The sequence below is a fragment of the Inquilinus sp. Marseille-Q2685 genome, assembly GCF_916619195.1.
Taxonomy (GTDB): Bacteria; Pseudomonadota; Alphaproteobacteria; order DSM-16000; family Inquilinaceae; genus Inquilinus.
The window spans coordinates 1,652,243-1,675,861 of record NZ_CAKAKL010000001.1; the positions used below are offsets into that span (position 1 = coordinate 1,652,243).

Sequence of the window (23,619 nt, forward strand, 5' to 3'; positions counted from 1 at the left end):
TCCGGCTTCCGACAAGTTACGAATGGGACATGATCAGCCCGGCTCGAGGCCGGTGAGCTGCGCGCTCAGGCGGCGCAGCTTTTCCCGGGCCACCGGGTCCTCGGCCTGCGCCAGCGGCCGGGCCGGGCGCTGGCCGCTGTAGTAGACGCCGTTCTCGCCCTCGCGCTCGGGCGAGACCGCCAGCGCCAGGATCGCCTCGCCGCCCTCCTCGACCGTGCTGATCGGGTGCGTGCCGCTCTGCCGCACCATGGTGGTATCCATATAGGTCGCCGGATGCAGGCAGGTGGCGGTGACGCCGCTGCCGCGCAGCTCCTCCGCCAAGTCGAAGGTGAACAGGATCTGCGCCAGCTTGCTCTGGCAATAGGCGCGGATGCCGCTGTAGCCGCGGGTCAGCATGACGTCGTCGAAATCGATCGCCTGCTGCCCGGCCGAGGCGACATTGACGATCCGGGCCGGCGCGCTGCGCCGCAACGCCGGCAGCAGCAGCCGGGTCAGCAGGAAGCCGGCGAGGTAGTTCACGGCGAAGCGCAGCTCGTGCCCGTCGGCGCTGGTCTCGCGCCGGTCCGGATCCGGGCCGGTGCCGATGCCGGCATTGTTGATCAGCACGTCGAGACGGTCGTGCCGCGCCAGCACGGCCTCGGCCAGCCGCCGCACCTCGGCCAGCGAGGACAGGTCGGCCGGCAGGAACTCGGCACTTCCACCCTCGGCCTGGATCGCCTCCAGCACCGCCCGGCCGCGCTCCTCGCTGCGGCCGTGCAGCAGCACATGGGCGCCGTCGGCGGCCAGCCGCCGGGCGACCCAGCGGCCGACGCCATCGGTCGAGCCGGTGATCAGGATGGTCTTGCCGTGCAGGTCCATGGTGCGGGCTCCTTCCTCTCGCCCCCAGGAGATGGGGGCGAGAGGAAGGAGCGAACAGGACCGCAGATGCCCGCTATTCGTCCCAGGAGGCGAGGCCGAGCAGCTTCTCGCCGAGCGGGGTCAGGCGGGCACGCTCGTAGCGGGTTTTCTCCCATTCCCGCGGATCACCGGGGAAGGCATAGCCCTTCGGCGGCTCGCGGTCGCGCCAGGACTGGATGCGCCACTCGCGCAGCTCGGCGTTGCCCTCGTCCGCCGGGGTCATCGAGATGTACTGCGCCATCCGCACCCGGTCCTGCGACCGGTTCGGCCGGATGCCGTGGGCCAGCAGACTGTTGAAGATCAGGAGGTCGCCGGCCTTCATGGTGATGTTCTTGATCTCGAAGCCGGTGGTGTCCGGCGCCCAGGGGTTGCGGTCGGCCGGCTGGGTCTCGCGCCAGACCTCCAGTGTCCGGAACAGCTCCGGCACGCATTGGAAGCCGCCCATCTCCGGATCGGTGTCGACCAGCGACAGCACGCCCTGGCAGTTCACCGGCAGCGGCGTCAGCGAGGTGTCGGCGTCCCAGTGGATGAAGCCGTTGAAGCCGCGCGCCTGCCGGTTCGGCGGGTTCAGGTTGGCGCGGTCGATCGTGACCCACAGGCGCTCGGTGTCCCAGATGTCGACGAAGGCGTCGTAGACCCGCTGGTGCTGGCGGTTGTCCCACAGGAATTGATGGTTGTAGATCTCGACCATGCCGCTGTTGTTCAGCTCCTTCATCGCATGGTCGCGCAGCTGGGGCTTGGTCCAGCTCTCCGGATCCGCCGGGTCCATCTCCTGGAACTCCCACAGCAGGTCGCAGGTGCGGCGGATGTTCTCGGCCGGGACGGCGTTCGGGACGACGACATAGCCCCAGGTGATCCAGTGCTGCCAGTCCTCGGCGGACAGGACGCGCAGCGGCAGCGTCTTCTCGATATCCTTGAGCTGGGTGTCGAAGGCGTAGGAGACCGAGGCGTTGCCCGGCCGGTTATCCCCGTACTGATAGCGGTCCATCGTGGCGTTTCCCCTGAGCAGTGCGGCGGCGGTCCGCCGTCCATGTCCGGGACTGTAGCGCCGTTCGGTTGCGCCATGTTGGCGCCGCATGCCAAAAACTGATACTGGAGTCGCGTCCGGCCAAGTGCGGGCCGTCATTGCGTATCAGTTCTGGCCATGCAGCCGATCTTCGAGAAGGTGACGGTGCCGGGGGATGCGTCCTGGACGCTGCTGAACCGGCGGCTGGACGACGCCATCCCGTTCGAATGGCACTACCACCCGGAATTCGAGCTGACGCTGACCCTGAACAGCCGCGGCCAGCGCCATGTCGGCGACCATCTCGGGCAATACGACGACGGCGACCTGGTGCTGGTCGGCCCCAACCTGCCGCACACCTGGTGCTCGCGCGAGCGGATCGACCCGGCCCGGCCGCACATCGCCCTGGTGATGTGGTTCTCGCCGGACTGGGCGGCACGGCTGGTGGGCTCGCTGGCCGAACTGCGGCCGGTCGGGCGCATCCTCGACGAGGCCGGACGCGGCCTCGCCTTCTCCGCCCTTGCCTCCGCATCGGTGCGGCCGGCGATCGAGGCGATGCCGGAGCTCGACCCCGCCGGTCGGCTGCTGCGGCTGATCGAGGTGCTGACCGTCCTGGCGCGGGACGAGGGCCGGGCGCCGCTGGCCGCCCCGGCGCCGCTGCCGGCCGCCGTGGCGGCGCCGGAGCAGGCGCGGATCGACCGGGTGCTGAACCACATCCATGCGCATTATCGCGACGAGATCCCGATCGCGGCGCTGACCGGCCTGGCCTGCCTCAGCCCCTCGGCCTTCCACCGCTTCTTCCGCCGCCACACCCGTCTGACCGTGTCGCGCTACGTCGCCCAGCTGCGCATCGGCCAGGCCTGCTCGCTCCTGATCAACAGCGACCGGCCGATCGCCCATGTCGCGGACGAGGTCGGCTATCAAAACATCGCCAATTTCAACCGCCAGTTCCGGGCGCTGAAGGCGATGACCCCGCGCGAGTTCCGTCGGAGCTTTCGGGGGTGAGGCGGCCTGTCCGTGATGCGGCTGTCGCCAAAGGGCGGAAAACGGTACTTTTTAGTCGCGGCCACTTCTCTTTCGAATCTGCACGGCAATAGCTGCAGAAACTCCCAGTGCCATACCGATTAAGCCCAGGTCGGATGCGATCGGATACTGATCCCCCAACACCGATCCGCTGAGTCCGATTGCAAGCCCTCATCATGACGAGGCGAAGCGGGTCTCGCCAGAATAGTTTCCGCGGCGGCGGTAAAATTTTTTGTGGGTTCGTACCGCCCATAATGGCTTCTCGTAATGCTGCCTGTTTGTCGCGAGCTTAGCATGAGAATTGGACCAAAAGACCGCTCCCATCGGCTCTGCATGCGCTCGCTCCGTCAATCGGCAAAGCCGTGGTGACGCTTGGGGTCGAAAGCGGCCCAAGTCGGCACAGCTGCCCCTCACCCAATCGCCTTCGTCATCTCCAACCAGGTCGGCCGGTCGTAGCCGGGATGGGCGTGCAGCGCGCCCTCGGCGAAGCCGAGCGAGGCGAAGAACCGGCGGTTGCCGTCCAGCGCCAGGCGGACGCCGAGCGTCAGCCGCCCCCCGCCCAGCCGCCGCGCCTCCGCCTCGGCCGCCGCCATCAGCGCCCGGCCGACGCCGCCGCGGCGATGCGCGCGGGCCACCGCGACCCGGCCGATATAGATGTCGCCGCCGTCGCGCCGCTGCAGGAACAGGCAGCCGACCGCCGCGCCGCCCACCTCGGCCACCAGCCCGTGCTCGCGGTCCAGCAGCGCCGCCACGCTCTCCGCCGTCTCGCGCACCGCGCTGGGCGGCGGGTCGAGCCGGTCGATGTAATCCGCGAAGGCGCCGCGGATCAGCGCCACCACCGCCGCGATCTCCACCGCGTCGCCGCGCATCGGCCGCACCGTCACGGCCACCCCGCCGCCGCCCTGCCCCGTCTTCGCCATCGAAAAGCCCCGAGTCGCCTGCCCCAATATGCAGTGCCAGACTGCGGCCGGCGGAGACAGCCCCGCCCAAGGCAGATTCGAAGGGGGAGACCATGACTCATCGCGTGACAGCGGGCGTCGCGACCTTGGCCGCACTGCTTGCGGCGGCGCCGGCCTGGGCCCAGAGCGGCAACCGCGGCCTGCAGACCGTGACCGACGGCGCCAAGGTCACCGGCCACATGACCATCGACTTCAACTCGCGCAGCGTCCGCAACAGCAACGGCCTCGACGTCTACAGCATCGAGAATCTCACGGTCGCGGACCTGATGGCCTATTCCGGCTCGGCCCAGCGCAAGCCGGAGGACACCATCACCTACAGCCTCAAGATCGACGTCAACAACCCGCAGAACCCGAGCCAGGTGGCCAAGGAAGTGGCGATCCTGCGCGGCGAGACGCCGATCGACGAGGGCGGGCGCTACCAGCCCGAATCCGGCAATCTGCGGCTCGACATCGTCAAGGGCCAGCAATCCAGCGGGAAGTTCGGCGGCGTCATCCAGGGCCGCGAGGTGACCCGCTGGTGGGAGCTGGGCGAGCAGATCAGCCGCGCCTCCAAGGCCGCCGACAAGCTGTATTCCCGCACCGTCAACGGCAAGGTGGTGACGATCCAGGTGAAGAACCCGGACCCGCTGTCCTTCCAGGGGCTGGTGCTGGCGCCGGGCCCGTTCTCCTTCCTGCCGCAGACGCGGGTGTCGGGCAATCTCGACTACGATTACGAGCTCGGCAACTGGCTGACCGACAACAACGGCATCACCTTTCAATACGCCGTCGGCAACCAGGCCTACACCGACAAGGTCACCGGCTCGATCCGCTATGTCGAGGAAGAGGGCAACTTCACCGACGCCAAGGGGCAGAGCCGCAACTACACCGGCTATTACGACTACAACCTGCGCTTCAACGAGCCGGTGGTGAAGCCGGAGGAAGCCTTCTTCGGCGGCGAGAACAAGGATGCCGATGTCGAGGCGTTCTTCGGCACGGTGGAGCAGGACCAGGCCGGGCTCTACGGCCGCGTCTACTACCTCGACAGCGAGGATGGCTGCCGCCGCGAGAAGAACGAATCCGGTCAGATGGAATGCATCGGCCCGACCCGGTCGGAGGTGTATTGGGACCTGAAGCCGGTGAAGCTGACCTACAGCCAGCTCGGCAACTGGTTCAAGCTCGAGCCGCTGATGATCGGGCCGTTCAACGACGAGTGAGCCTCGCTTCTTCCTTCCCTGTCATTGCCGGGCTTGACCCGGCAATCCAGAAGATGTCGACAGTCTCTGGATGCCCGGATCAAGCCCGGGCATGACAGCTTTAGGGGCGCGAAAGGCTACCCCGGCAGCGCCCCGCCGCCATGGCCATGGTCGCCGCCATGCGTCTCGTCGCCGGCCGAGGACACCTCGACCTCGCGGAAGCGCACCCGGTTCTGCCGCGCCACGGTGGCCCGGCGCAGCTCATCCAGCCGGGTCTCCGGCATGGCGATCGGGCCGATCAGTATGTTCGGGGCCGACTGGTCGCGCGTGGTCAGTCCGACCGTGCCCAGCCCCAGCACCAGCCAGTGCAGCGGCCGCGACAGCGAGAAGTCGCGCACCCGGAACAGCTCCACCTCCTCGCGCTTCCGCACCAGGAAGCCTGAGCGGATGATCAGCCGCTCGCTGGTGAGCTCGTAGCTGGTCAGCCAGCGCCAGGCGGTCCAGACCAGGGCCAGAACGATCGGCACCGCGGCCAGCGGTCCGCCGACGAGGCCGAGCAGCACCGCCAGCACGATGGCCGGCACCCAGATGTAAAAGGTCGCGCGCAACGCGGTGCGGATCTTCCAGATCACGGTCTCGCCGGCGGCCCCGGTCGGAGTATCCTGGGCGGCGTCCCGGGTGGTCTCGGCCATCATTGCTCCCCTTGGCTGATGCCGGAGCGAAGGGTACGGTCGAACGGCACGGCCGTCCATCCGCGTCCGCCGGCACAGGAGAGACGATGAGCTGGCAACCGACCCGCGATCCCGCCGTCGGCGAGACGCCCTGCCCCTTCATCGAGACCGTGGTGATCCCGCGCACCGCCGACATCGGCGGCTTCGAGGTGCGGCGCGCCGTGCCGTCGATGCAGAAGCGCTCGGTCGGCCCCTTCGTCTTCGTCGATGAGATGGGCCCGACCCTGTTCGGCGCCGGCGAAGGCATCGACGTGCCGCCGCACCCGCATATCGGCCTGGCCACCGTGACCTATCTGTTCGCCGGGGAGCAGACGCATCGCGACAGCCTGGGCACCCGCCAGCTGATCCGCCCCGGCGACGTCAACTGGATGACCGCCGGCAGCGGCATCGCCCATTCCGAGCGCACGCCGCCGGCCCTGCGCGCCAGCGGATCGACCCTGTTCGGGGTGCAGACCTGGGTGGCCCTGCCCGCCCCCTATGAGGAGGTGGCCCCTAGCTTCGCCCATCACGGCGTCGACGACCTGCCGGTGATCGAGGATGCCGGCAAGTCCGTGCGGCTGATCGTCGGTTCGGCCTATGGCGCGCGCTCGCCGGTCGCCACCTTCTCCGAGACGCTCTATCTCGACGCGGCGCTGCAGGCCGGGGCGGTGCTGCCGCTGCCGGCCGAGCATGAGGAGCGGGCGGTCTATGTCGTCTCCGGCAGTGTCCGGATCGGCGGCGACGACTTCCCGCCGCAGCGCCTGCTGGTGCTGCGCCCCGGCGACATGGTCGAGGTCCAGGCGCTGGAGGAGACGCGCCTCCTGGTGTTCGGCGGCGAGCCGCTCGACGGCCCGCGCAAGCTGTGGTGGAACTTCGTCGCCCGCAGCCGCGAGCGCATCGAGCAGGCCAAGGAAGACTGGCGCGAGGGCCGCTTCGGCACCATCCCGGACGAGACCGAGCGGCTGCCGCTGCCGGAGCGGTGACGGTGCTGATAAACGATGATCCGACCCTTACTGGGTCAGGGTCAGTTCCGCGGCTTGGCCCGGCCGGACATCGACCTCGCCCCAAATGGCGTCGCCCACGGCCGGGTATCCCACCGGGAAGATCACGGCGATCACAGCAATCCAGCGACCGGGCTTAAGATTCTCTATGGTGAAGCGGCCGTCCAGATCGCATACGGCCGATCGCCCGATGCCGTGGTCTCGCAAGCGGGTGATCTCGGAGCTGTCCGTATCCCAACCGCGTCTGAGGGACATCGCCCACTCGCGGGTGTATGCCGTCGCGGGCGTGATGATGACCAGCTGACGCGCACAGGGGACGATGCGGCGACCGCGGTCACGCAGGAATCCCTGACCCAGGATCGCGCCGTCGCCCGGCCCTGCATATGCCGAATACTCCGCTGGATCAAAGCGTTGCGTCATCTTGTGGTTGCAACCGACCAGCACGACGGCCAGCAGCGACAGGATCGCGAACCCGGCGAAATTGAGTCTCGTCAGCAAGATGCCCCCCATGCAGCGCGCCAACTCGCGATTATTGGCCTGCCGTAGCGTCCTGCGCCAGATGCTCCACCAGCCGCCTGGCATGAACCGGCAGGGCGTCGAGGCGGCGGACGCAGATCGACAGGCGGCGCAGCGCCCAAGGATCGGACAGCGGCACTGCCCGGACCGCCATGCTGCGGCGGCAGCGCCGCGCCGCCGTCTCCGGCACCACCGCCAGGCCGACGCCCTGCTCCACCATCCTGCATACGGCGTCGAAGCCGCCGAGCCGGACCCGCAGCTTGAGCGGACGGCCGGCCCGGGCGGCGTGGCGGGCGAGATGGTCCTGCAGCGCGCTGCCGGGGCTCAGGCCCACGAAATCCTCGCCCAGCGCCTCGGCGAAGGCGATGCGGCGGCGGGCGGCCAGCGGGTGGCCGCGCGGCACCGCCAGCACCAGCCGGTCGATCCGGAACGGGATGCGCTCCAGCCCTTCGACCCCGCCGCCCTCGGCCATGTCCGCGACGATGCCGAGATCGGCCAGCCCGGCGGCCACCGCCTCGACGATGGCGTGGCTCGGCCGCTCCTCCAGGTCGATGTCGATGCGGGGATGGGCGGCCAGCCATGCGGCCAGGGGCTCGGGCAGGAACTCGGTCACCGCCGCGGTGTTGCCGAGGATGCGGACATGGCCCTTGAGGCCGCGGGCATAGTCGCCGAGCTCGCCGCGCAGCCGCTCCATCTGCTGCAGCACCAGCCGGGCGTGGTGCAGCACCGCCTCGCCGGCCGGGGTCGGGGCCACGCCGCGCCGGCCGCGCCGCAGCAGCGCCGTGCCGGCCGCCGCCTCCATGCCGCGGATGCGGGCGCTGGCCGAGGCGAGAGCCAGGCTCGCCCGCTCGGCGCCGGCGGTGATGCTGCCGGCCTCGGCGACATGCAGGAACAGGCGCAGATCGGTCAGGTCGAAGCGCATCGGCACCTCCTCCGACGGAGCCAGCCTTCGCCCTGGCCGAAGGCTGGCTCCGTCCTTCCCACATTGTCGCCGGCGGCGGCTCCGAGCAAGCTCCGGCCATGACCGACCCGCTGCTGCTCCTCGTCGCCCTCACCTTCCTGCTCGCCGGCTTCGTCAAGGGCGTGGTCGGGCTCGGCCTGCCGACGGTGGCGATGGGGCTGCTCGGCCTGGCCATGGCGCCGGCCCAGGCCGCGGCACTGCTGGTGGTGCCGTCGCTGGTGACCAATCTCTGGCAGCTCTTCGCCGGGCCGCGCTTCGGCGGGCTGCTGCGCCGGCTGTGGCCGATGATGGCCGGGATCTGCCTTGGCACCTGGGCCGGGGCCGGCCTCTTGACCGGCACTGGCGCCGGGCGCGCCACCACCGCGCTCGGCGCGGCGCTGGTCGTCTACGCCGCGATCGGCCTGGCGGGTCCGCGCTTCTCGGTGCCGCCCCGGGCGGAGCGCTGGTGGTCGGCCCCGGTCGGCGCCGCCACCGGCCTGGTCACCGCCGCCACCGGGGTCTTCGTCATCCCGGCAGTGCCGTTCCTGCAGGCGCTGGGGCTGGAGAAGGAGGACCTGGTGCAGGCGCTGGGCCTGTCCTTCACCGTCTCGACCCTGGCGCTGGCCGCCGGCCTGGCGCGGGACGGCGCCTTCCCGCTGGCGGCCGCCGGCACCTCGCTGCTGGCGCTGGCGCCGGCGCTGCTCGGCATGGCCGCCGGGCAATGGCTGCGCCTCAGGGTACGGCCGGAGGTGTTCCGGCGCTGGTTCTTCCTCGGGCTGCTGCTGCTCGGCCTCGACCTGGCGCTGCGGCCGCTGCTGTGACGCCGCCTGTCACAGGGGCAGGTTGTCGTGCTTCTTCCAGGGGTTCTCGAGTTTCTTGTCGGCCAGCATCGCCAGGGCCTTGCAGATCCGGCGCCGGGTGTTGTGCGGCATGATCACGTCGTCGACATAGCCGCGCGCCGCGGCGACGAAGGGGTTGGCGAATTTCTCGCGGTACTCCTCGGTTCGCGCCGCGATCTTCTCGGCATCGCCGAGATCGGCGCGGAAGATGATCTCGACGGCGCCCTTCGGCCCCATCACCGCGATCTCCGCCGTCGGCCAAGCGTAGTTGACGTCGCCGCGCAGATGCTTCGACGCCATCACGTCATAGGCCCCGCCATAGGCCTTGCGGGTGATCACCGTGACCTTCGGCACCGTCGCCTCGGCATAGGCGAACAGCAGCTTGGCGCCGTGCTTGATGATGCCGCCGTATTCCTGGCTGGTGCCGGGCAGGAATCCCGGCACGTCGACGAAGGTGACGATCGGGATGTTGAAGGCGTCGCAGAAGCGGACGAAGCGTGCCGCCTTGCGGCTGGAATCGATGTCCAGGCAGCCGGCCAGCACCATCGGCTGGTTGGCGACGATGCCGACGGTGCGGCCCTGCATCCGCGCCAGGCCGATGACGATGTTGCCGGCGAAGGCCGGCTGCAGCTCGAAGAAGTCGCCCTCGTCCACCACCTTCCCGATCAGCTCCTTCATGTCGTAGGGCTTGTTCGGGTTGGCCGGGATCAGGGTGTCGAGCGACATCTCCGGCCGGTCGGCCGGGTCCTCGGTCGGACGGATCGGCGCCGGGGCGCGGTTCGAGGATGGCAGGAACCCGACGAAGTCGCGCAGCCGCAGCAGCGCCTCGACATCGTCCTCGAAGGCCAGGTCGGCGACGCCGGACCTGGCGGTGTGGGTGACGGCGCCACCGAGATCCTCGGCCGACACCACCTCATGCGTCACCGTCTTCACCACGTCCGGGCCGGTGACGAACATGTAGGAGCTGTCCTTCACCATGAAGATGAAGTCGGTCATCGCCGGGGAATAGACGGCGCCGCCGGCGCAGGGCCCCATGATCAGCGAGATCTGCGGCACCACGCCCGAGGCCAGGACGTTGCGCTGGAACACCTCGGCATAGCCGCCGAGCGAGGCCACGCCCTCCTGGATCCGGGCGCCGCCCGAATCGTTCAGGCCGATGACCGGCGCGCCGACCTTCATCGCCTGGTCCATGATCTTGCAGATCTTCTCGGCATGCGCCTCGGACAGCGAGCCGCCGAACACCGTGAAGTCCTGGCTGAAGACGAAGACCAGCTTGCCGTCGACGGTGCCGAAGCCGGTGACCACGCCGTCGCCCGGCACCTTCTGCTCGGCCATCCCGAAATCCGCCGAGCGGTGCTCGACGAACATGTCCCATTCCTCGAAGGAGCCGGGGTCGAGGAAGACTTCGAGACGCTCGCGCGCCGTCAGCTTGCCCTTGGCGTGCTGGGCCTCGACCCGCTTCCTGCCGCCGCCGAGGCGCGCCGCCGCGCGCTTCTTCTCGAGCACCTCAAGGATCTCGCGCATTCTCCCCCCGCGGATGTCCGCAAAGCGTCATCCGCCTGCAATAGCACGCGGCGGGAGGATGGGCGAGATCGGGGCTTGCCAGCCGCTAGGCCTTGGGTCCTGATATCGTCTGACATTCCCGCGAGGACCAGCCATGAAGATCGACCCGATGATCGCCGGCTTCGCCGACGAGCTGACCGAATGGCGCCGGGACATCCACGCCCATCCCGAGCTGGGCTTCGAGGAGCACCGCACCAGCGCCCTGGTGGCGGAGCGGCTGCGCGCCTTCGGCTGCGAGGTGGCGACCGGGATCGGCAGGACCGGCGTGGTCGGCACGCTGAGGGTCGGCAACAATCCGCGGGCGATCGCGCTGCGCGCCGACATGGACGCGCTGCCGATGCAGGAGGCGAACGGCTTCGGCCACCGGTCGCGGACCGCCGGCACCATGCATGCCTGCGGCCATGACGGCCACACCACCATGCTGCTGGGCGCGGCCCGCTATCTGGCGGCGACACGCAACTTCGACGGCACGGTGCACTTCATCTTCCAGCCGGCCGAGGAGGGCCGCGGCGGCGCCCAGGCGATGATCGCCGACGGGCTGTTCGACCAGTTCCCCTGCGAGGCCGTGTTCGGCATGCACAACTTCCACACGCTGGAGGCCGGCCGGGTCATGGTCCGCCCGGGCGCGACCATGTCCGGCGGCGGCATCTTCGACATCGAGATCGCCGGCCGCGGCGCCCATGGCGCGCTGCCGGAGACGGGGGTCGACCCGGTGCTGATCGCCGCGCATGTGGTGACGGCGCTGCAGAGCGTGGTGGCCCGCAACGTCGCCGCCCTCGATTCCGCCGTGGTCAGCGTCACCCAGATCCATGCCGGCGACGCCTACAACGTGATCCCCGACACCGCCGTGCTGCGCGGCACCTTCCGCGCGCTGCGGATGGAGGTGCTGGAGGCGCTGAAGGCGCGGATCGAGACGATCGCCCGCGACGTCGCCGCCGCCTTCGGCGGCCGGGCCGAGCCCAAGGTGCAGATCAAGGTCATTCCCGTGATCAACGACGACGCGGAGACGGCCTGGGTCGCCGAGGCCGCGGTGGAGGCGTTGGGCGCCGATGCGGTCGACGGCGACGGCGCCATCGTCATGGCGTCGGAGGATTTCGCCTACATGCTGGCGGAGAAGCCGGGCGCCTTCCTGTTCATCGGCAACGGCAAGGGCAGCGTTCCGGTGCACAACCCGCATTACGACTTCAACGACGAGATCCTGCCGGTCGGCGCCACGCTGTGGTCGCGGCTGGTGGAGACCCGGCTGAAGAAGACGGGGTGAGCGTCACCGGCCGTCGCCGCCGGTGTCGCCGTGCGAGGCGCGGATCTCCAGGATCTGCACCTCGGTCGGCAGCTCGATCAGGAACTCCGCGTCCCGGTCCAGATGGTGGATCCGGGTCGGATCGCTGCCGGTGAACCGCGCCATCGCCTCGACGCTCTCCCAATAGGAGATCGTCATGAACTCGGAGTGGGTGTCGCGGTCCTCGCGGAAGGTCTGCACCCCCAGCGCCTTCTCGATCAGGGGTTTGATCCCGACCTCGTAATTGTAGGCCTCGTACTCGTCGGCCCGCTCGGGCCGGGTGCGGCCGCGCCAGATCCGGGCGATTGCGGGTCGCTTGGCATTGTCGCTCATCGTCTCCTCCTCAAGCGCCGTGCACGCGGCCGAGAAAGTCCCGCGCGAGGTGCACGATCTCGTCGAGATTGGTCTCCAGCGCCCAATGACCGCCGTCGAGCAGGTGGAACTCCGCTCCCGGCAGATCGCGCAGATACGCCTTCGCCGACGCCTCGGGCATGTAGCCGTCCTGCGGGCCCCAGGCGATCAGCGTCGGCGGGCGGTGCTCGCGCAGATAGGCCTGGTAGCGGGGGAACCAGCCCAGATTCTCCTTCAACCCTTCCATCAGCCCGACCGCGATCTCGCGGCGCTTGGGCGTGTCCATCAGCGGCCAGTGCAGCGTCCACAGATCCGGCGGGATGCGCTCGGCGAGATCGTCGCGGACGTCGTTCAGGAACTCGTCGCGGAAGCCTTCCTCGCTGCCCGCCGCGACGAGCCTGGCGCGCGCCTCGGCCGTCGGGTGGGCGAAGTAGTCCGTCAGGAAGGCGTATTTCGGGCCGAGCGCGTCCTCGTAGATGTCGCCGTTCTGGACGATCAGCGCCGCGATGCGGTCCGGCCGCCGGATCGCCAGGCGCAGGCCGATCTGCGAGCCGTAGTCGTGCAGGTAGAGGGCGAAGCGCTCGAGCCCCAGCACCTCGACCAATCGCTCCAGGAATCCGGCATAGCCGTCGAAGTCGTAGGCGAAGCCTTCGGGCGTGTCGCTGTGGCCGAAGCCGGGGAAGTCCGGCGCGACCAGGCGCCAGCGATCGGCCAGCGCCGGCATCAGATTGCGGAACTGGTAGGAGGAGCAGGGATAGCCGTGCGGCAGCAGGACGGCGGGCGCATCCTCGCGCCCGGCTTCGCGGGTGAAGATCCGGATCCCGTCGATCGTGACAAAGCGGTGCCGGACGCTCCGGTCGGCATTGGCGGGTAGGATCATGGCTCCGTCTCCGTGATGAGGGGGACGAGGCGCGGCCGTCGGGACGGCGGCGCCGATGGCCAAGAGCTAGGCAGCCGCCGCGGCGCGCGCTTGCAAAAACGTGCTCAGTTGGGTCAGTCCGGCGGATCGCAGCGTCCGGCGCAGTGCGCTCGGCGTCTTCCCGAACACCTTGCGGAAGGATCCGGTCATATGGCTGTGATCGGCAAAGCCGGTCCGAACGGCCAGGGCGCTGAGATCCGCGGCACCCCCGGCCAGCTCCTCCAGCGCGACCGCCAGGCGCAGCCGCAGCCGGTACTGGCGGATCGTCATCCCGGTCTCGCGCCGGACCAGCCGGGCCAGGTGGAAGGGCGAGCACGCGGCGGCGGCCGCCACGGCGTCGATGCCGCGATCGGCCGCCGGCGCCGCGGCGATGAAGGCCCGCGCCCGGTCGACGCGCCGCCGTGCCGGCGCCCTTCGATCGTCCCGCGCCAGGCCGAAGTCTCCAGCCACCGCCCGCACCAGGCCGAGCGCCGCCTCCTCGGCCGCCAGCCGGTCCCCGGCCTCGGCCGCGACCGCGGCCATGACCTGCAGGGTGAGGGTCTGGGTGCCGGGGCGGAGATGCGTGCCGAGATCGCGCGCCAGGGGCCGCGGGCCGAAGGCCTCCTCCAGCAGGGCCGGGCCGAACTCGATGCAGGTCGACCGGTCCGGCACCTCCCGGTCGTAGGGATGGCTGAGACAGTAGCTCTCGCCGCCGCGGTAGAGCAGCGCCAGGCCCGGCTCGGCCAGCGCCGTGGTCCCGCGCGCGTGGTAGGCGTGGACGCCGCGCCGGACGATGGTGATCGACGAATGCCGGCCGCAGCGCTCGCAGCCGCGTCCGGATCTCGGCGCGTGGCACGCCACATCCGCGATCTCGATCAGCGGCGAGGAGAACAGCACACGCGAGGTCGCAGCCATGACGCGTCCGGGCCTGTTGAGCACGAGAGGACAGCCACTGGCGGGCCGGTCCTCTGCCCTTCAGATAGGTCGCGCCGCCGGACGCTCCAGTCAGCGCATTGCCAGTTCGACCAGCCGCGCCGCCGCCTGCAGTTCGGCCCTGAGCGCCGCGCGCCGGGCCGCCGCCTCGGCATCCTCGCCCCAGCGCTCGATCTGGAAGCTGGCGTCGAGCTCGGCCAGCTCGAAGGCCTCGTCGGCGTCGATCCGCCCGGCCAGGAGGGCGAGGCCCAGCACCAGCGAGCCGGTCAGCGCCGTCGCCTGGTGCAGCGCCGTCAGCCGCCAGTCATCCTGCGCCGCCACCGCCGCGCGCAGCGCCGCCAGGCTCGATTCCGGCTGAGCCTGGTGGACGATGCCGGAGGTCGCGGTCAGCGGCGCGTCATGCGCGGTCATCGCCCAGTCGAGCAGCGGCTGCCAGGCAGTGGCCTGTCGCTGGGCCAGCGCCGCCGGCGCCTCGGCCCGGTAGCACAGCAGGTCGGTGCCGCCATAGGGAGCGATCGTGTCGATGATCAGCTGCCGGTTCGGCGCGACCTTGTCGATCGCCGTCGCGGCCAGCTGCATCAGCGGCATGGTGGACGGCACCACCTCCTCGGTCTGCGCCTCCCACTCCGCCGCCACCGCCTCGGCCAGGGCCCGGCTGGGCAGGACGAACTCGGCCTTGGCCGGGCTCTTGATCGGCTTGCCGTCGAGGGCGATGCCGAACCCGCCGCCCGCCGGCACCACACCCACCGTCTTGTAGAAGCGCTTCATCGTCCGGCCCCGTTGCTCTCCGCCCGCGCCGATATCGGCAATCGCGGCCGACGATGCAACCCGGACCTTCCGTCGAGGCCGCGGGAATGCTACCGCGGAGCCGCGATGCAGCTCGACCTGGTCAACACCTCCATCATCCTCGCCGTCGCCCTGGCGGTGGTCGCCGCCATGGCGGTGATGGACCGGCGCCGCCCGCCGCCGGGCGAGGTGCGGCTGTTCCCGGTGATCCCGGTGATGATGGCGGCGGCGCTGGTGGTGATCCTGATGCTGGCGCATCTGGTCTCGCTGCTGACCGGGCAGCCCTTTCAGGGGCGCGGGTTCTAGCACCGGATGTCCCGTCGCGCCGCGCCGTGTTAGGAGTGCGGAGCGCGACGAAGGGGAGGACCGATGTACACGCTCTACGCCACGCCCGGCACCGGCTCGACACTCAGCGAGATCATGCTGACCCTCGCCGGCGTACCCTTCGCCATCAAGTCGGTCGACGTCTTCGACAGCCCGGCCGACCGCGAGATGCTGCAGCGCCTGAACCCGCTGACCCAGGTGCCGGTTCTGGTCCTGCCCGACGGCACGGTGATGACCGAGAGCGGCGCGATCACCCTGCACCTCGCCGATGTCGCGCCCGACGCCGGGCTGGCCCCGCCGGCCGGCCATCCGGACCGCCCCGCCTTCCTGCGCCGCCTGGTGTTCATCGTCGCCGCCCTGTATCCGACCTGGGCCTATGGCGACGACCCCGGCCGCTGGGTCACCGGCGACCAGGCGAAGGCCGAGCTGCGCGCCTCGACCGACGAGCACCGCAAGGTGCTGTGGCGGCAGATGGAGGCGGCGGCGGGCGCCCCCTGGTTCCTCGGCGGCACCCGAACCGCCATCGACATCTACGTCGCGGTGATGAATCGCTGGCGGCCGCGCAGCGAATGGTTCGCCGCCGAATGCCCGAAGCTGTCCGCGATCGCCGGCCGGCTGCGCGCCGACCCGGCCCTGGCCGAGGTCTGGCAACGAAACGAAGGCTGAACCGTTCCTCCCCCGATCCCCGACCTGACCACCGAGGGCCGTGACGTGAAGAAGCTGATCAACAATCCGCGCCATGTCCTGCGCGAGATGCTGGAAGGATTCGTCGACCTGCATGCCGGCCTGGCGCTCCTGGAGGAGGAGGCGGTGGTGGTCCGCGCCGACCTGCCGGTGCCGGCCTCACGCCCGGTCGCGCTGCTGTCCGGCGGCGGCAGCGGGCACGAGCCGGCCCATGCCGGCTATGTCGGCCCCGGCCTGCTGACCGGCGCCGTCGCCGGCGACGTCTTCACCTCCCCCAGCGTCGACGCCGTGCTGGCCGGCATCCGCGCCGCCGCCGGCCCCTTGGGCGCGGTGCTGGTGGTCAAGAACTACACCGGCGACCGGCTGAACTTCGGCCTGGCCGCCGAGCTGGCGCAGGAGGAAGGCATCCCGGTCGAGATCGTGGTGGTGGCCGACGACGTGGCGCTGCGCGACACGGTCGAAAAGGATCGCCGCCGCGGCATCGCCGGCACCGTGCTGATCCACAAGCTGGCCGGTGCCGCGATCGCCGCCGGCAAGCCCCTGGCCGAGGTCGCCGCCCTGGCCCGCGCCGCGGCAGCCGATCTCGGCACCATGGGCGTGGCGCTGGGCGCCTGCACCGTGCCGACCGCGGGCAAGCCCGGCTTCACCCTGGGCGAGACCGAGATCGAGCTGGGCCTCGGCATCCACGGCGAGGCCGGGGTGCGGCGCGGGCCGCTGCAGCCGGCCGACGAGCTGGTGGCCGAGATGCTGGAGGCGATCGTGTCCGACCGCGGCCTCGGCCGCGGCGACCGGGCGGCCCTGCTGGTCAACGGCCTGGGCGCCACGCCGCCGATGGAGCTGTCGATCGTCGCCCGCGCCGCCCTGGCCGACCTGGCCGGGCGCGGCATCGCGGTGGAGCGGGCCTGGGCCGGCAACTTCCTGACCGCGCTGGACATGCCGGGCTGCTCGCTGAGCCTGCTGAAGCTGGACGACGAGCGGGTCGCCCTCCTGGACGCACCAGCACAGGCCCCGGCCTGGCCCGGCGGCGGCCGGATCGGACCGAAGCGGCGGATCCGCGCGCCGGAGCCGGCGCCGGCGGCCCAGGCCGACGCCGCGCCCTCGCCGCTGGCCCCGGCGCTGAAGGAGGCGGGGCTCGCCGTGGCCGACGCGCTGGTCAAGGCCGAGCCGCACCTCACCGATCTCGATTCCCGCGCCGGCGACGGCGATCTCGGCGCCAGCATGGTACGGGCGGCGGAGGCGATCCGCGCCCTGCCCGACGCCGCCTGGGCCGACCCGTCGCGGGCGCTGGCCGCGATCGGCGACGCGCTGCGCCGGGCGATCGGCGGCAGCTCCGGCCCGTTCTATGCCACCGCCCTGCTGCGCGCCTCGCGGCGGCTGTCGGGTGAGCCGGTGCCCGCCCCGGCGGCCTGGGCCGAGGCCTTCGCGGTCGCGGTGCAGGCGATCGCCGAGCTGGGCGGCGCCAAGCCGGGCGACCGGACCATGCTGGACGCGCTGCACCCGGCGACGGAAGCCTTCTCGGCCGCGGTGGCCAGCGGCAAGTCGCCGGCCGAGGCCTGGGGCGTCTGCGTCGCCGCGGCCGCCGCCGGCACCGATGCCACCGCACGGATGCTGCCGCGGCTGGGCCGGGCCAGCTATCTCGGCGAGCGCGCCATCGGCGTCCCCGACGCCGGCGCCGCCGCCGTCCTGGTCTGGCTGCAGGCGCTCAAGGCGGGCGTGCGGTAGGAATATTCAAGAAACGACGAATCCAAAACTGTCATGCCCAGGCTTGACCCGGGCATCCAGAAGATGGCGACGTTCTCTGGATTGCCGGGTCAAGCCCGGCAATGACAGCATAGAGAAATCGTCTTTATTGAAACATAAATTCCCTGATCTTCACCGTGGAACCAGCCCCCCCGCCCTCTCGATGAACGCTGCGATCTCGGCCACGCCGTCGCCGCCACGCACCCGGGCGAAGACGAAGGGGCGGTCGCCGCGCATCTTGCGGGCATCGCGGTCCATCACCTCGAGCGAGGCGCCGACCAGCGACGCCAGGTCGGTCTTGTTGATCACCAGCAGGTCCGACCGGGTGATGCCCGGACCGCCCTTGCGCGGGATCTTGTCGCCGGCCGAGACGTCGATGACGTAGATGGTGATGTCCGCCAGCTCCGGGCTGAAGGTGGCGGCCAGGTTGTCGCCGCCGGATTCGATCAGCACCAGGTCGAGGCCCGGGAAGCGGCGCCGCATCTCCGCCACCGCCGCCAGGTTGATCGAGGCGTCCTCGCGGATCGCGGTGTGCGGGCAGCCGCCCGTCTCCACCCCCAGGATGCGGTCGGAGGACAGCGACCCGGCGCGGTTCAGGAACTCCGCATCCTCCTTGGTGTAGATGTCGTTGGTGATGGCCGCGATGTCGTAGCGGTCGCGGAACGCGCGGCAGAGTGCGTCCATCAGCGCCGTCTTGCCGGAGCCGACCGGGCCGCCGATGCCGACGCGCAAAGGTCCGTTCTGGGTCATGTGCGGAACAACCTCGTGTACTGGGTCTCGTGCTGCATCGATGCGATGTCGGCGGCGACGGCCAGGCCGCCGCATTGGCTGAAGGGGTCGCCGTCCGGCAAGGCCGCGGCGCGCGCCGCCGTCTCCTCCACCGCTGGCATCAGTGCGGCGATGGCACGCTGGCCGTCGGTCTGGCCCAGCGGCACCAGGCGCTGCGCCGCCGAGACCAGATTGGCGGCGACGGCGTGCAGGAAGGCAGTCAGCGCCGGGGCCAGGGCGACGCCGTGGCCGGCGGCACAGGCGGCGACCGCGACGGGGTAGGCGACGGTCTCGCCCACACGCGCGGCCAGCCGCTCCAGCCCCGGCACCGACCAGGCGGCGCGCGAGATGGTCAGGAAGGCCGTCCCCTGGGCCAGGGTCTCGACCTGGCGCTCGCGCGAGGCGGCCAGCGCCGCGGCGAGGTCGGCGACCTCCGCCAGTCGGTCGTCATCGCCGGACGCGGCGGCGCGGTGGGCATGGACGAACAGCACGGCGTCGTTCCAGCCGGCGCCGTTCGCCAGCGCATCCTCGATCCAGGCGACCAGGCCCGGCCGGTCGGTGACCCAGCCGGCCTCGTTCGCCCATTCCAGGCCGCTGGAATGGCTGAAGGCGCCGACCGGGTAGGATGGCGACAGCCAGGCCATCAGCCGGTAGAGCGCCGCGTCAACCATGTGAATGCCCATGCACCGCGCCGTGGCCATAGGCGCCGCCCTCCGGATCGAAGGGCGCCTCGACGGCGGCGACCGTGCCGCCGAGGCCGCGCACCATCTCCTCGATCACATGGTCGGCGCGGATGCGCAGCGCGTCGGGCAGCAGCTGGGTCGGCAGGTGCCGGTTGCCGAGATGCCAGGCGATGCGGATCAGCTCCGCCTGGCTGCCGGCGCGGATCTCGACCAGCCGCTCCGGCGCCGCCCGGACCAGGACGAGGCTGCCGTCCTCACCTTGGAGCGCGTCGCCATCGCGCAGATGCGCCGCCTCGGACAGGTCGAGCAGCACCACGGTCCCGGCCTCGCCATAGAGCACGATGCGGCGGCGGTGGCGGGAATCGTAGTCCAGCACGACCCTGTCGGAGACGACAGCCGGATCGAAGCCCCCGGCCGGGACGACGGCGGTGAAGCGCTTCATAGCCTGCCCCGGTTGGTCGACACCGAGCCCGCCCCCTCACCCTCCCACGCGCTCCGCGCGCGGGCCCCTCCCTCTCCCCGAGGAGAGGGATAAAGGGCCGCGGCCCAGTACCTCTCCTTGGGGAGAGGTCGAAACCGCGCAGCGGTTTCGGGTGAGGGGGCGGGCTCGGTTTCGATCGGGGTCACAGCCATCTCAGAACAAAAAGTACCGCTGCGCCATCGGCAGCACCGCGGCCGGCTCGCAGGTCAGGAGTTCGCCATCAGCGCGGACCTCGTAGGTCTCGGGGTCGACCTCGATCACCGGGGTCGCCGAATTGTGGATCATGTCGGCCTTGCCGATGCCGCGCGTGCCCTCGACCGCCACCACCTCGCGCGCCAGGCCCAGGCGCCGGCCGATGCCGTCCTCTAGCGCCGCCTTCGACACGAAGGTGATGGCCGAGGCCGCCATGGCCCGGCCGAAGCCGCCGAACATCGGGCGGTAATGCACCGGCTGCGGCGTCGGGATCGAGGCGTTGGGGTCGCCCATCAGCGCCATCGAGATGGTGCCGGCCTTCAGCACGAGGTCCGGCTTCACCCCGAAGAAGGCCGGGTCCCACAGCACCAGGTCAGCCAGCTTGCCGACCTCCACCGACCCCACATGGCGCGACAGGCCCTGCGCGATCGCCGGGTTGATCGTGTACTTCGCGACGTAGCGCTTGACCCGGGCGTTGTCGTTCTCGCCGGTCTCCTGCGCCAGCCGGCCGCGCTGGACCTTCATCTTGTGGGCGGTCTGCCAGGTGCGCAGGATCACCTCGCCGATCCGGCCCATCGCCTGGCTGTCGGAGGAGATGATCGAGAAGGCGCCGAGGTCGTGCAGGATGTCCTCGGCCGCAATGGTCTCGCGCCGGATCCGGCTCTCGGCGAAGGCCACGTCCTCGGGGATCCCGGCATCCAGGTGATGGCACACCATCAGCATGTCGAGATGCTCGTCGAGCGTGTTGACGGTGAAGGGCCGGGTCGGGTTGGTCGAGGACGGGATGACATTGGGCAGGCCCGCCACCCGGATGATGTCCGGCGCATGGCCGCCGCCGGCGCCCTCGGTGTGGAAGGCGTGGATGGTGCGGCCCTTGAAGGCGGCGATGGTGTCCTCGACGAAGCCGCTCTCGTTCAGCGTGTCGGTGTGGATCATCACCTGGATGTCCATCGCGTCGGCGACGGACAGGCAGCAGTCGATCGCGGCCGGGGTGGTGCCCCAGTCCTCGTGCAGCTTCATCGAGGAGGCGCCGGCGCGGATCTGCTCGACCAGCGCGTCCGGCCGGCTGGCATTGCCCTTGCCGGAGATCGAGATGTTGACCGGCAGACCCTCCGCCGCCTGCAGCATGCGGGCGATGTGCCAGGGGCCGGGCGTGCAGGTGGTGGCCTTGGTGCCGGTGGACGGCCCGGTGCCGCCGCCGACCAGGGTGGTGACGCCAGAGGATATCGCCTCCTCCACCTGCTGCGGGCAGATGAAGTGGATGTGGCAGTCGATGCCGCCGGCGGTCAGGATCTTGCCCTCGCCGGCGATCACCTCGGTCCCCGGGCCGATGACGATGTCGACGCCGGGCTGGATGTCCGGGTTGCCGGCCTTGCCGATCCGGGCGATGCGGCCGTCGCGGATCGCCACATCGGCCTTCACGATGCCCCAGTGGTCGAGGATCACGGCGTTGGTGATGACGGTGTCGGCGGCGCCCTCGGCCCGCGTGGCCTGGCCCTGCCCCATGCCGTCGCGGATCACCTTGCCGCCGCCGAACTTGACCTCCTCGCCATAGACCGTGTGGTCGCGCTCGATCTCGATGATCAGGTCTGTGTCGGCCAGGCGCAGCCGGTCGCCGGTGGTGGGGCCGAACATGTCGGCATAGGCGGCGCGAGAGATGGAAACGGGCATGTCGGCCTCCTCAGCCCTGGACCGGGTCGAGCGGCCCCATGACCGCCTGGCGGAAGCCGGTCGCGACGCGCGCGCCGGACAGGGCGACCAGCCGCACCTCGCGGCTCTGCCCCGGCTCGAACCTGACGGCGGTGCCGGCGGGGATGTCGAGGCGACGGCCCCGCGCCGCTGCCCGGTCGAAGGACAGGGCCGGGTTGGTCTCGAAGAAGTGGTAGTGGCTGCCGACCTGGACCGGCCGGTCGCCGGTGTTGGCCACGGTCAGGACGATGCTGTCGCGCCCCGCATTCAGCTCGATCTCGCCCTGCGCTGGAATGAGTTCGCCCGGGATCATGCTGCGGCTCCTCACCGGATCGGCTGGTGGACGGTCACCAGCTTGGTGCCGTCGGGGAAGGTGGCTTCGACCTGGACGTCGTGGATCATCTCGGCCACGCCCTCCATCACCTGGTCGCGGGTCAGCACCGTGGCGCCGGCCGCCATCAGCTCGGCGACCGTGCGGCCATCACGCGCGCCTTCGGTGACGAAATCGGAGATCAGCGCCACCGCCTCCGGATGGTTCAGCTTCACGCCGCGCTCCAGCCGCCGGCGCGCCACCATCGCGGCCATGGCGATCAGGAGCTTGTCCTTCTCCCGCGGGGTCAGGTTCACGGAGAGTCCTCCCGGTCTTCGTCAACATTGCCAGACGCGCGGCAGCGGGCGCCCCGCCCGCAGCACGCCGAGCGCCGAGATCAGGTCGCGCCGCAGCACCTTGCCGTCGGGCGCGGCGAAGCGGGCGACCAGGATGCCGTTCCAGGCGCTGGCGCCGGCCAGCCCTTCGGCCCCGGCCAGCGCCGCGCGCAACGGGTCGATCAGGTCCTGCGCCTCGGGCGCCGCGAACAGCAGGGTCGCCACCGCCCGGGCGCCGCGGCCGAGGCCCGGCCGGTCCAAAGCCGCCGCCGGGTCGCCGTCGACCGCCAGCGCATCGGCATAGACCAGGCGCCCGTCCCGCCGGATTCGCCAGGCATCGCGCAGGCTGCCCTGCCGCACCGTCTCGCCCATCGCCGCCCGGCCGAACACGACCGCCTCGACCCCGAGGAAGCGGGCGTCGCCGCGCAGCTCGATCTGCAGGTCGCGGTCCAGCCGGGCACGGTCGAACAGGATGGTCTCCTGCGGCAGCCATTCCGCCGTGGCGCTGGGCTCGACTGCCAGCCGGGTCTCGATCCGCGCCGCGTCGCCCAGCGAACGGTAGATCCGCTCCGCCGCCTGCCCCGCCACGGTCGCCGCCGTCCCCTCGCCCCAGCGCACCGACTGGCTCAGCCGGTCACCGCCGGTCAGCCCGCCGGCGGTGTTCAGCAGCACGGCGCCGGCGAAGGCCCCGGCCTCGCGCCGCGGGAGCCGCGCCTTGGCGCAGCCCTCCTGGAACAGGGCGTCGAGCACGGTCTCGGCCCCGCGCCGCTTGAAGCCGAGGTCGAGCCGGCCGCGGGCGCGCGCCAGCGGCACGGGCAGGACCGACGGCTCGGGGGCCGGCGGCTCAGACCGTAAGGTGACGACGGACGCTGTCTTCATCGAGCGCGGTCTTGTCCCCGTCCACCACCACCTCGCCGCGATCCAGCACGACGAGGCGCTGGCCCAGCGCATGGGCGAAATCGAAATACTGCTCGACCAGCAGGATCGCCATGGTGCCGCGGTCGCGCAACATCGCGATGACGCGGCCGATGTCCTTGATGATCGAGGGCTGGATGCCCTCGGTCGGCTCGTCCAGGATCAGCAGGCGGGGCTTGGTAACGAGCGCCCGGCCGATCGCCAGCTGCTGCTGCTGCCCGCCCGACAGGTCGCCGCCGCGCCGGCCGAGCATCGACTTTAAGACCGGGAACAGCTCGAAGATCTCCTCCGGGATCCGCCGCTCGCGCCGCGGCAGCACGGCGAAGCCGGTCTCGAGGTTCTCCTTCACCGTCAGCAGCGGGAAGATCTCGCGCCCTTGCGGCACGAAGGCGATGCCGCGCCGCGCCCGCTCCGCCGTCGGCAGGCGGGTGATGTCCTCGCCCTCCCACAGGATCTTACCGGCGGCGACCGGCTGCTGGCCGACGATGGCGCGCAGCGTGCTGGTCTTGCCGACGCCGTTGCGGCCGAGCAGGCAGGTCACCTGCCCCGGCCCGACGCCGAGCGACACCCGCCGCAGCGCCTGGGCCGCGCCATAGAACAGATCGATGCCTTCGACCGACAGCATCGC

General features: G+C 70.9%; 27 protein-coding genes. 8 read left to right on the forward strand and 19 right to left on the reverse strand.

The features are described from left to right. Positions 1–33: 33 nt before the first annotated feature. Positions 34–858, reverse strand: a complete 825-nt coding sequence (locus tag LG391_RS07840) for an SDR family NAD(P)-dependent oxidoreductase (RefSeq protein ID WP_225767415.1) — start codon at positions 856–858, stop codon at positions 34–36. A gap of 73 nt (positions 859–931) precedes the next feature. Beyond that, positions 932–1,885 carry a phytanoyl-CoA dioxygenase family protein gene (locus LG391_RS07845; protein WP_225767416.1) on the reverse strand — a complete coding sequence of 318 codons (954 nt, stop codon included), beginning with the start codon at positions 1,883–1,885 and terminating at the stop codon, positions 932–934. A 156-nt stretch (positions 1,886–2,041) separates the two neighbouring features. Here LG391_RS07845 and LG391_RS07850 point away from each other — a divergent pair, with 156 nt between their 5' ends. Continuing rightward, positions 2,042–2,905 (forward strand): helix-turn-helix domain-containing protein, encoded by an 864-nt coding sequence (locus tag LG391_RS07850; RefSeq protein ID WP_225767417.1) that lies wholly within the window; start codon positions 2,042–2,044, stop codon positions 2,903–2,905. A gap of 428 nt (positions 2,906–3,333) precedes the next feature. Here LG391_RS07850 and LG391_RS07855 read toward each other — a convergent pair whose 3' ends face one another. Continuing rightward, entirely contained in the window at positions 3,334–3,843 is a 510-nt protein-coding gene (locus tag LG391_RS07855) for a GNAT family N-acetyltransferase (RefSeq protein WP_225767418.1), read from the reverse strand. A gap of 92 nt (positions 3,844–3,935) precedes the next feature. On the opposite strand from LG391_RS07855, the gene LG391_RS07860 reads away from it, so the two are divergent. After that, positions 3,936–5,075, forward strand: coding sequence for a hypothetical protein (locus LG391_RS07860; protein WP_225767419.1), 1,140 nt, complete (start codon positions 3,936–3,938; stop codon positions 5,073–5,075). A 116-nt stretch (positions 5,076–5,191) separates the two neighbouring features. On the opposite strand, the gene LG391_RS07865 is transcribed toward LG391_RS07860, so the two are convergent. After that, on the reverse strand, positions 5,192–5,746 hold the full coding sequence (locus LG391_RS07865; RefSeq protein ID WP_225767420.1) for a PH domain-containing protein: 555 nt from the start codon (positions 5,744–5,746) through the stop codon (positions 5,192–5,194). 86 nt (positions 5,747–5,832) lie between these two features. Between LG391_RS07865 and LG391_RS07870 the strand changes: the two genes are divergently transcribed. Then, entirely contained in the window at positions 5,833–6,747 is a 915-nt protein-coding gene (locus LG391_RS07870; protein WP_225767421.1) for a pirin family protein, read from the forward strand. Between the two features lie 27 nt (positions 6,748–6,774). Here LG391_RS07870 and LG391_RS07875 read toward each other — a convergent pair whose 3' ends face one another. Continuing rightward, on the reverse strand, positions 6,775–7,263 hold the full coding sequence (locus tag LG391_RS07875; RefSeq protein ID WP_225767422.1) for a hypothetical protein: 489 nt from the start codon (positions 7,261–7,263) through the stop codon (positions 6,775–6,777). Between the two features lie 31 nt (positions 7,264–7,294). Then, complete coding sequence (locus LG391_RS07880) at positions 7,295–8,203, reverse strand: LysR substrate-binding domain-containing protein (RefSeq protein WP_225767423.1); 909 nt, start codon at positions 8,201–8,203, stop codon at positions 7,295–7,297. Positions 8,204–8,301: 98 nt separating this feature from the next. Between LG391_RS07880 and LG391_RS07885 the strand changes: the two genes are divergently transcribed. Continuing rightward, the gene (locus tag LG391_RS07885) at positions 8,302–9,042 is read left to right on the forward strand and encodes a sulfite exporter TauE/SafE family protein (protein WP_225767424.1); all 741 of its coding nucleotides are present in this window, start codon (positions 8,302–8,304) and stop codon (positions 9,040–9,042) included. A gap of 9 nt (positions 9,043–9,051) precedes the next feature. On the opposite strand, the gene LG391_RS07890 is transcribed toward LG391_RS07885, so the two are convergent. After that, positions 9,052–10,584 (reverse strand): acyl-CoA carboxylase subunit beta, encoded by a 1,533-nt coding sequence (locus tag LG391_RS07890; protein WP_225767425.1) that lies wholly within the window; start codon positions 10,582–10,584, stop codon positions 9,052–9,054. A 133-nt stretch (positions 10,585–10,717) separates the two neighbouring features. On the opposite strand from LG391_RS07890, the gene LG391_RS07895 reads away from it, so the two are divergent. After that, positions 10,718–11,884, forward strand: coding sequence for a M20 aminoacylase family protein (locus LG391_RS07895; protein WP_225767426.1), 1,167 nt, complete (start codon positions 10,718–10,720; stop codon positions 11,882–11,884). Positions 11,885–11,887: 3 nt separating this feature from the next. Here the strand turns inward: LG391_RS07895 and LG391_RS07900 are convergent, their stop codons facing one another. From LG391_RS07900 to LG391_RS07915, 4 genes are all read right to left on the reverse strand, one after another. Continuing rightward, on the reverse strand, positions 11,888–12,235 hold the full coding sequence (locus LG391_RS07900; RefSeq protein WP_225767427.1) for an antibiotic biosynthesis monooxygenase: 348 nt from the start codon (positions 12,233–12,235) through the stop codon (positions 11,888–11,890). 10 nt (positions 12,236–12,245) lie between these two features. Next, a complete protein-coding gene (locus LG391_RS07905; protein ID WP_225767428.1) occupies positions 12,246–13,133 on the reverse strand; it encodes an alpha/beta fold hydrolase in 888 nt (295 codons plus the stop codon). A gap of 66 nt (positions 13,134–13,199) precedes the next feature. Then, positions 13,200–14,066, reverse strand: coding sequence for an AraC family transcriptional regulator (locus LG391_RS07910; protein WP_225767429.1), 867 nt, complete (start codon positions 14,064–14,066; stop codon positions 13,200–13,202). A gap of 90 nt (positions 14,067–14,156) precedes the next feature. Further along, the gene (locus LG391_RS07915) at positions 14,157–14,852 is read right to left on the reverse strand and encodes an ATP12 family chaperone protein (RefSeq protein WP_225767430.1); all 696 of its coding nucleotides are present in this window, start codon (positions 14,850–14,852) and stop codon (positions 14,157–14,159) included. A 105-nt stretch (positions 14,853–14,957) separates the two neighbouring features. Here LG391_RS07915 and LG391_RS07920 point away from each other — a divergent pair, with 105 nt between their 5' ends. The 3 genes from LG391_RS07920 (at position 14,958) to LG391_RS07930 (ending at position 17,600) form a co-directional block, all read left to right on the forward strand. Then, positions 14,958–15,176, forward strand: coding sequence for a hypothetical protein (locus LG391_RS07920; protein ID WP_225767431.1), 219 nt, complete (start codon positions 14,958–14,960; stop codon positions 15,174–15,176). 63 nt (positions 15,177–15,239) lie between these two features. Next, positions 15,240–15,860, forward strand: a complete 621-nt coding sequence (locus LG391_RS07925; protein ID WP_225767432.1) for a glutathione S-transferase family protein — start codon at positions 15,240–15,242, stop codon at positions 15,858–15,860. Between the two features lie 45 nt (positions 15,861–15,905). Further along, positions 15,906–17,600 (forward strand): dihydroxyacetone kinase family protein, encoded by a 1,695-nt coding sequence (locus LG391_RS07930; RefSeq protein ID WP_225767433.1) that lies wholly within the window; start codon positions 15,906–15,908, stop codon positions 17,598–17,600. Between the two features lie 150 nt (positions 17,601–17,750). Here the strand turns inward: LG391_RS07930 and ureG are convergent, their stop codons facing one another. The 8 genes from ureG to urtE all read right to left on the reverse strand — a co-directional run bounded on the left by ureG (position 17,751) and on the right by urtE (position 23,616). Continuing rightward, complete coding sequence (ureG, locus tag LG391_RS07935) at positions 17,751–18,368, reverse strand: urease accessory protein UreG (RefSeq protein WP_225767434.1); 618 nt, start codon at positions 18,366–18,368, stop codon at positions 17,751–17,753. After that, positions 18,365–19,057, reverse strand: a complete 693-nt coding sequence (locus LG391_RS07940; RefSeq protein WP_225767435.1) for an urease accessory protein UreF — start codon at positions 19,055–19,057, stop codon at positions 18,365–18,367. Before LG391_RS07940 ends, ureG begins: the two co-directional genes overlap by 4 nt. Then, entirely contained in the window at positions 19,050–19,511 is a 462-nt protein-coding gene (locus tag LG391_RS07945) for an urease accessory protein UreE (RefSeq protein WP_225767436.1), read from the reverse strand. Before LG391_RS07945 ends, LG391_RS07940 begins: the two co-directional genes overlap by 8 nt. 192 nt (positions 19,512–19,703) lie before the next feature. Continuing rightward, positions 19,704–21,413 (reverse strand): urease subunit alpha, encoded by a 1,710-nt coding sequence (gene ureC, locus LG391_RS07950; RefSeq protein WP_225767437.1) that lies wholly within the window; start codon positions 21,411–21,413, stop codon positions 19,704–19,706. 10 nt (positions 21,414–21,423) lie between these two features. Beyond that, the gene (locus LG391_RS07955) at positions 21,424–21,744 is read right to left on the reverse strand and encodes an urease subunit beta (protein ID WP_225767438.1); all 321 of its coding nucleotides are present in this window, start codon (positions 21,742–21,744) and stop codon (positions 21,424–21,426) included. Positions 21,745–21,755: 11 nt separating this feature from the next. After that, positions 21,756–22,058 carry an urease subunit gamma gene (locus LG391_RS07960; protein WP_225767439.1) on the reverse strand — a complete coding sequence of 101 codons (303 nt, stop codon included), beginning with the start codon at positions 22,056–22,058 and terminating at the stop codon, positions 21,756–21,758. Positions 22,059–22,079: 21 nt separating this feature from the next. Further along, on the reverse strand, positions 22,080–22,955 hold the full coding sequence (locus LG391_RS07965; RefSeq protein ID WP_225767440.1) for an urease accessory protein UreD: 876 nt from the start codon (positions 22,953–22,955) through the stop codon (positions 22,080–22,082). After that, complete coding sequence (urtE, locus tag LG391_RS07970) at positions 22,921–23,616, reverse strand: urea ABC transporter ATP-binding subunit UrtE (protein WP_225767441.1); 696 nt, start codon at positions 23,614–23,616, stop codon at positions 22,921–22,923. The genes LG391_RS07965 and urtE overlap by 35 nt, the downstream gene beginning before the upstream one ends. Positions 23,617–23,619: the final 3 nt, after the last annotated feature.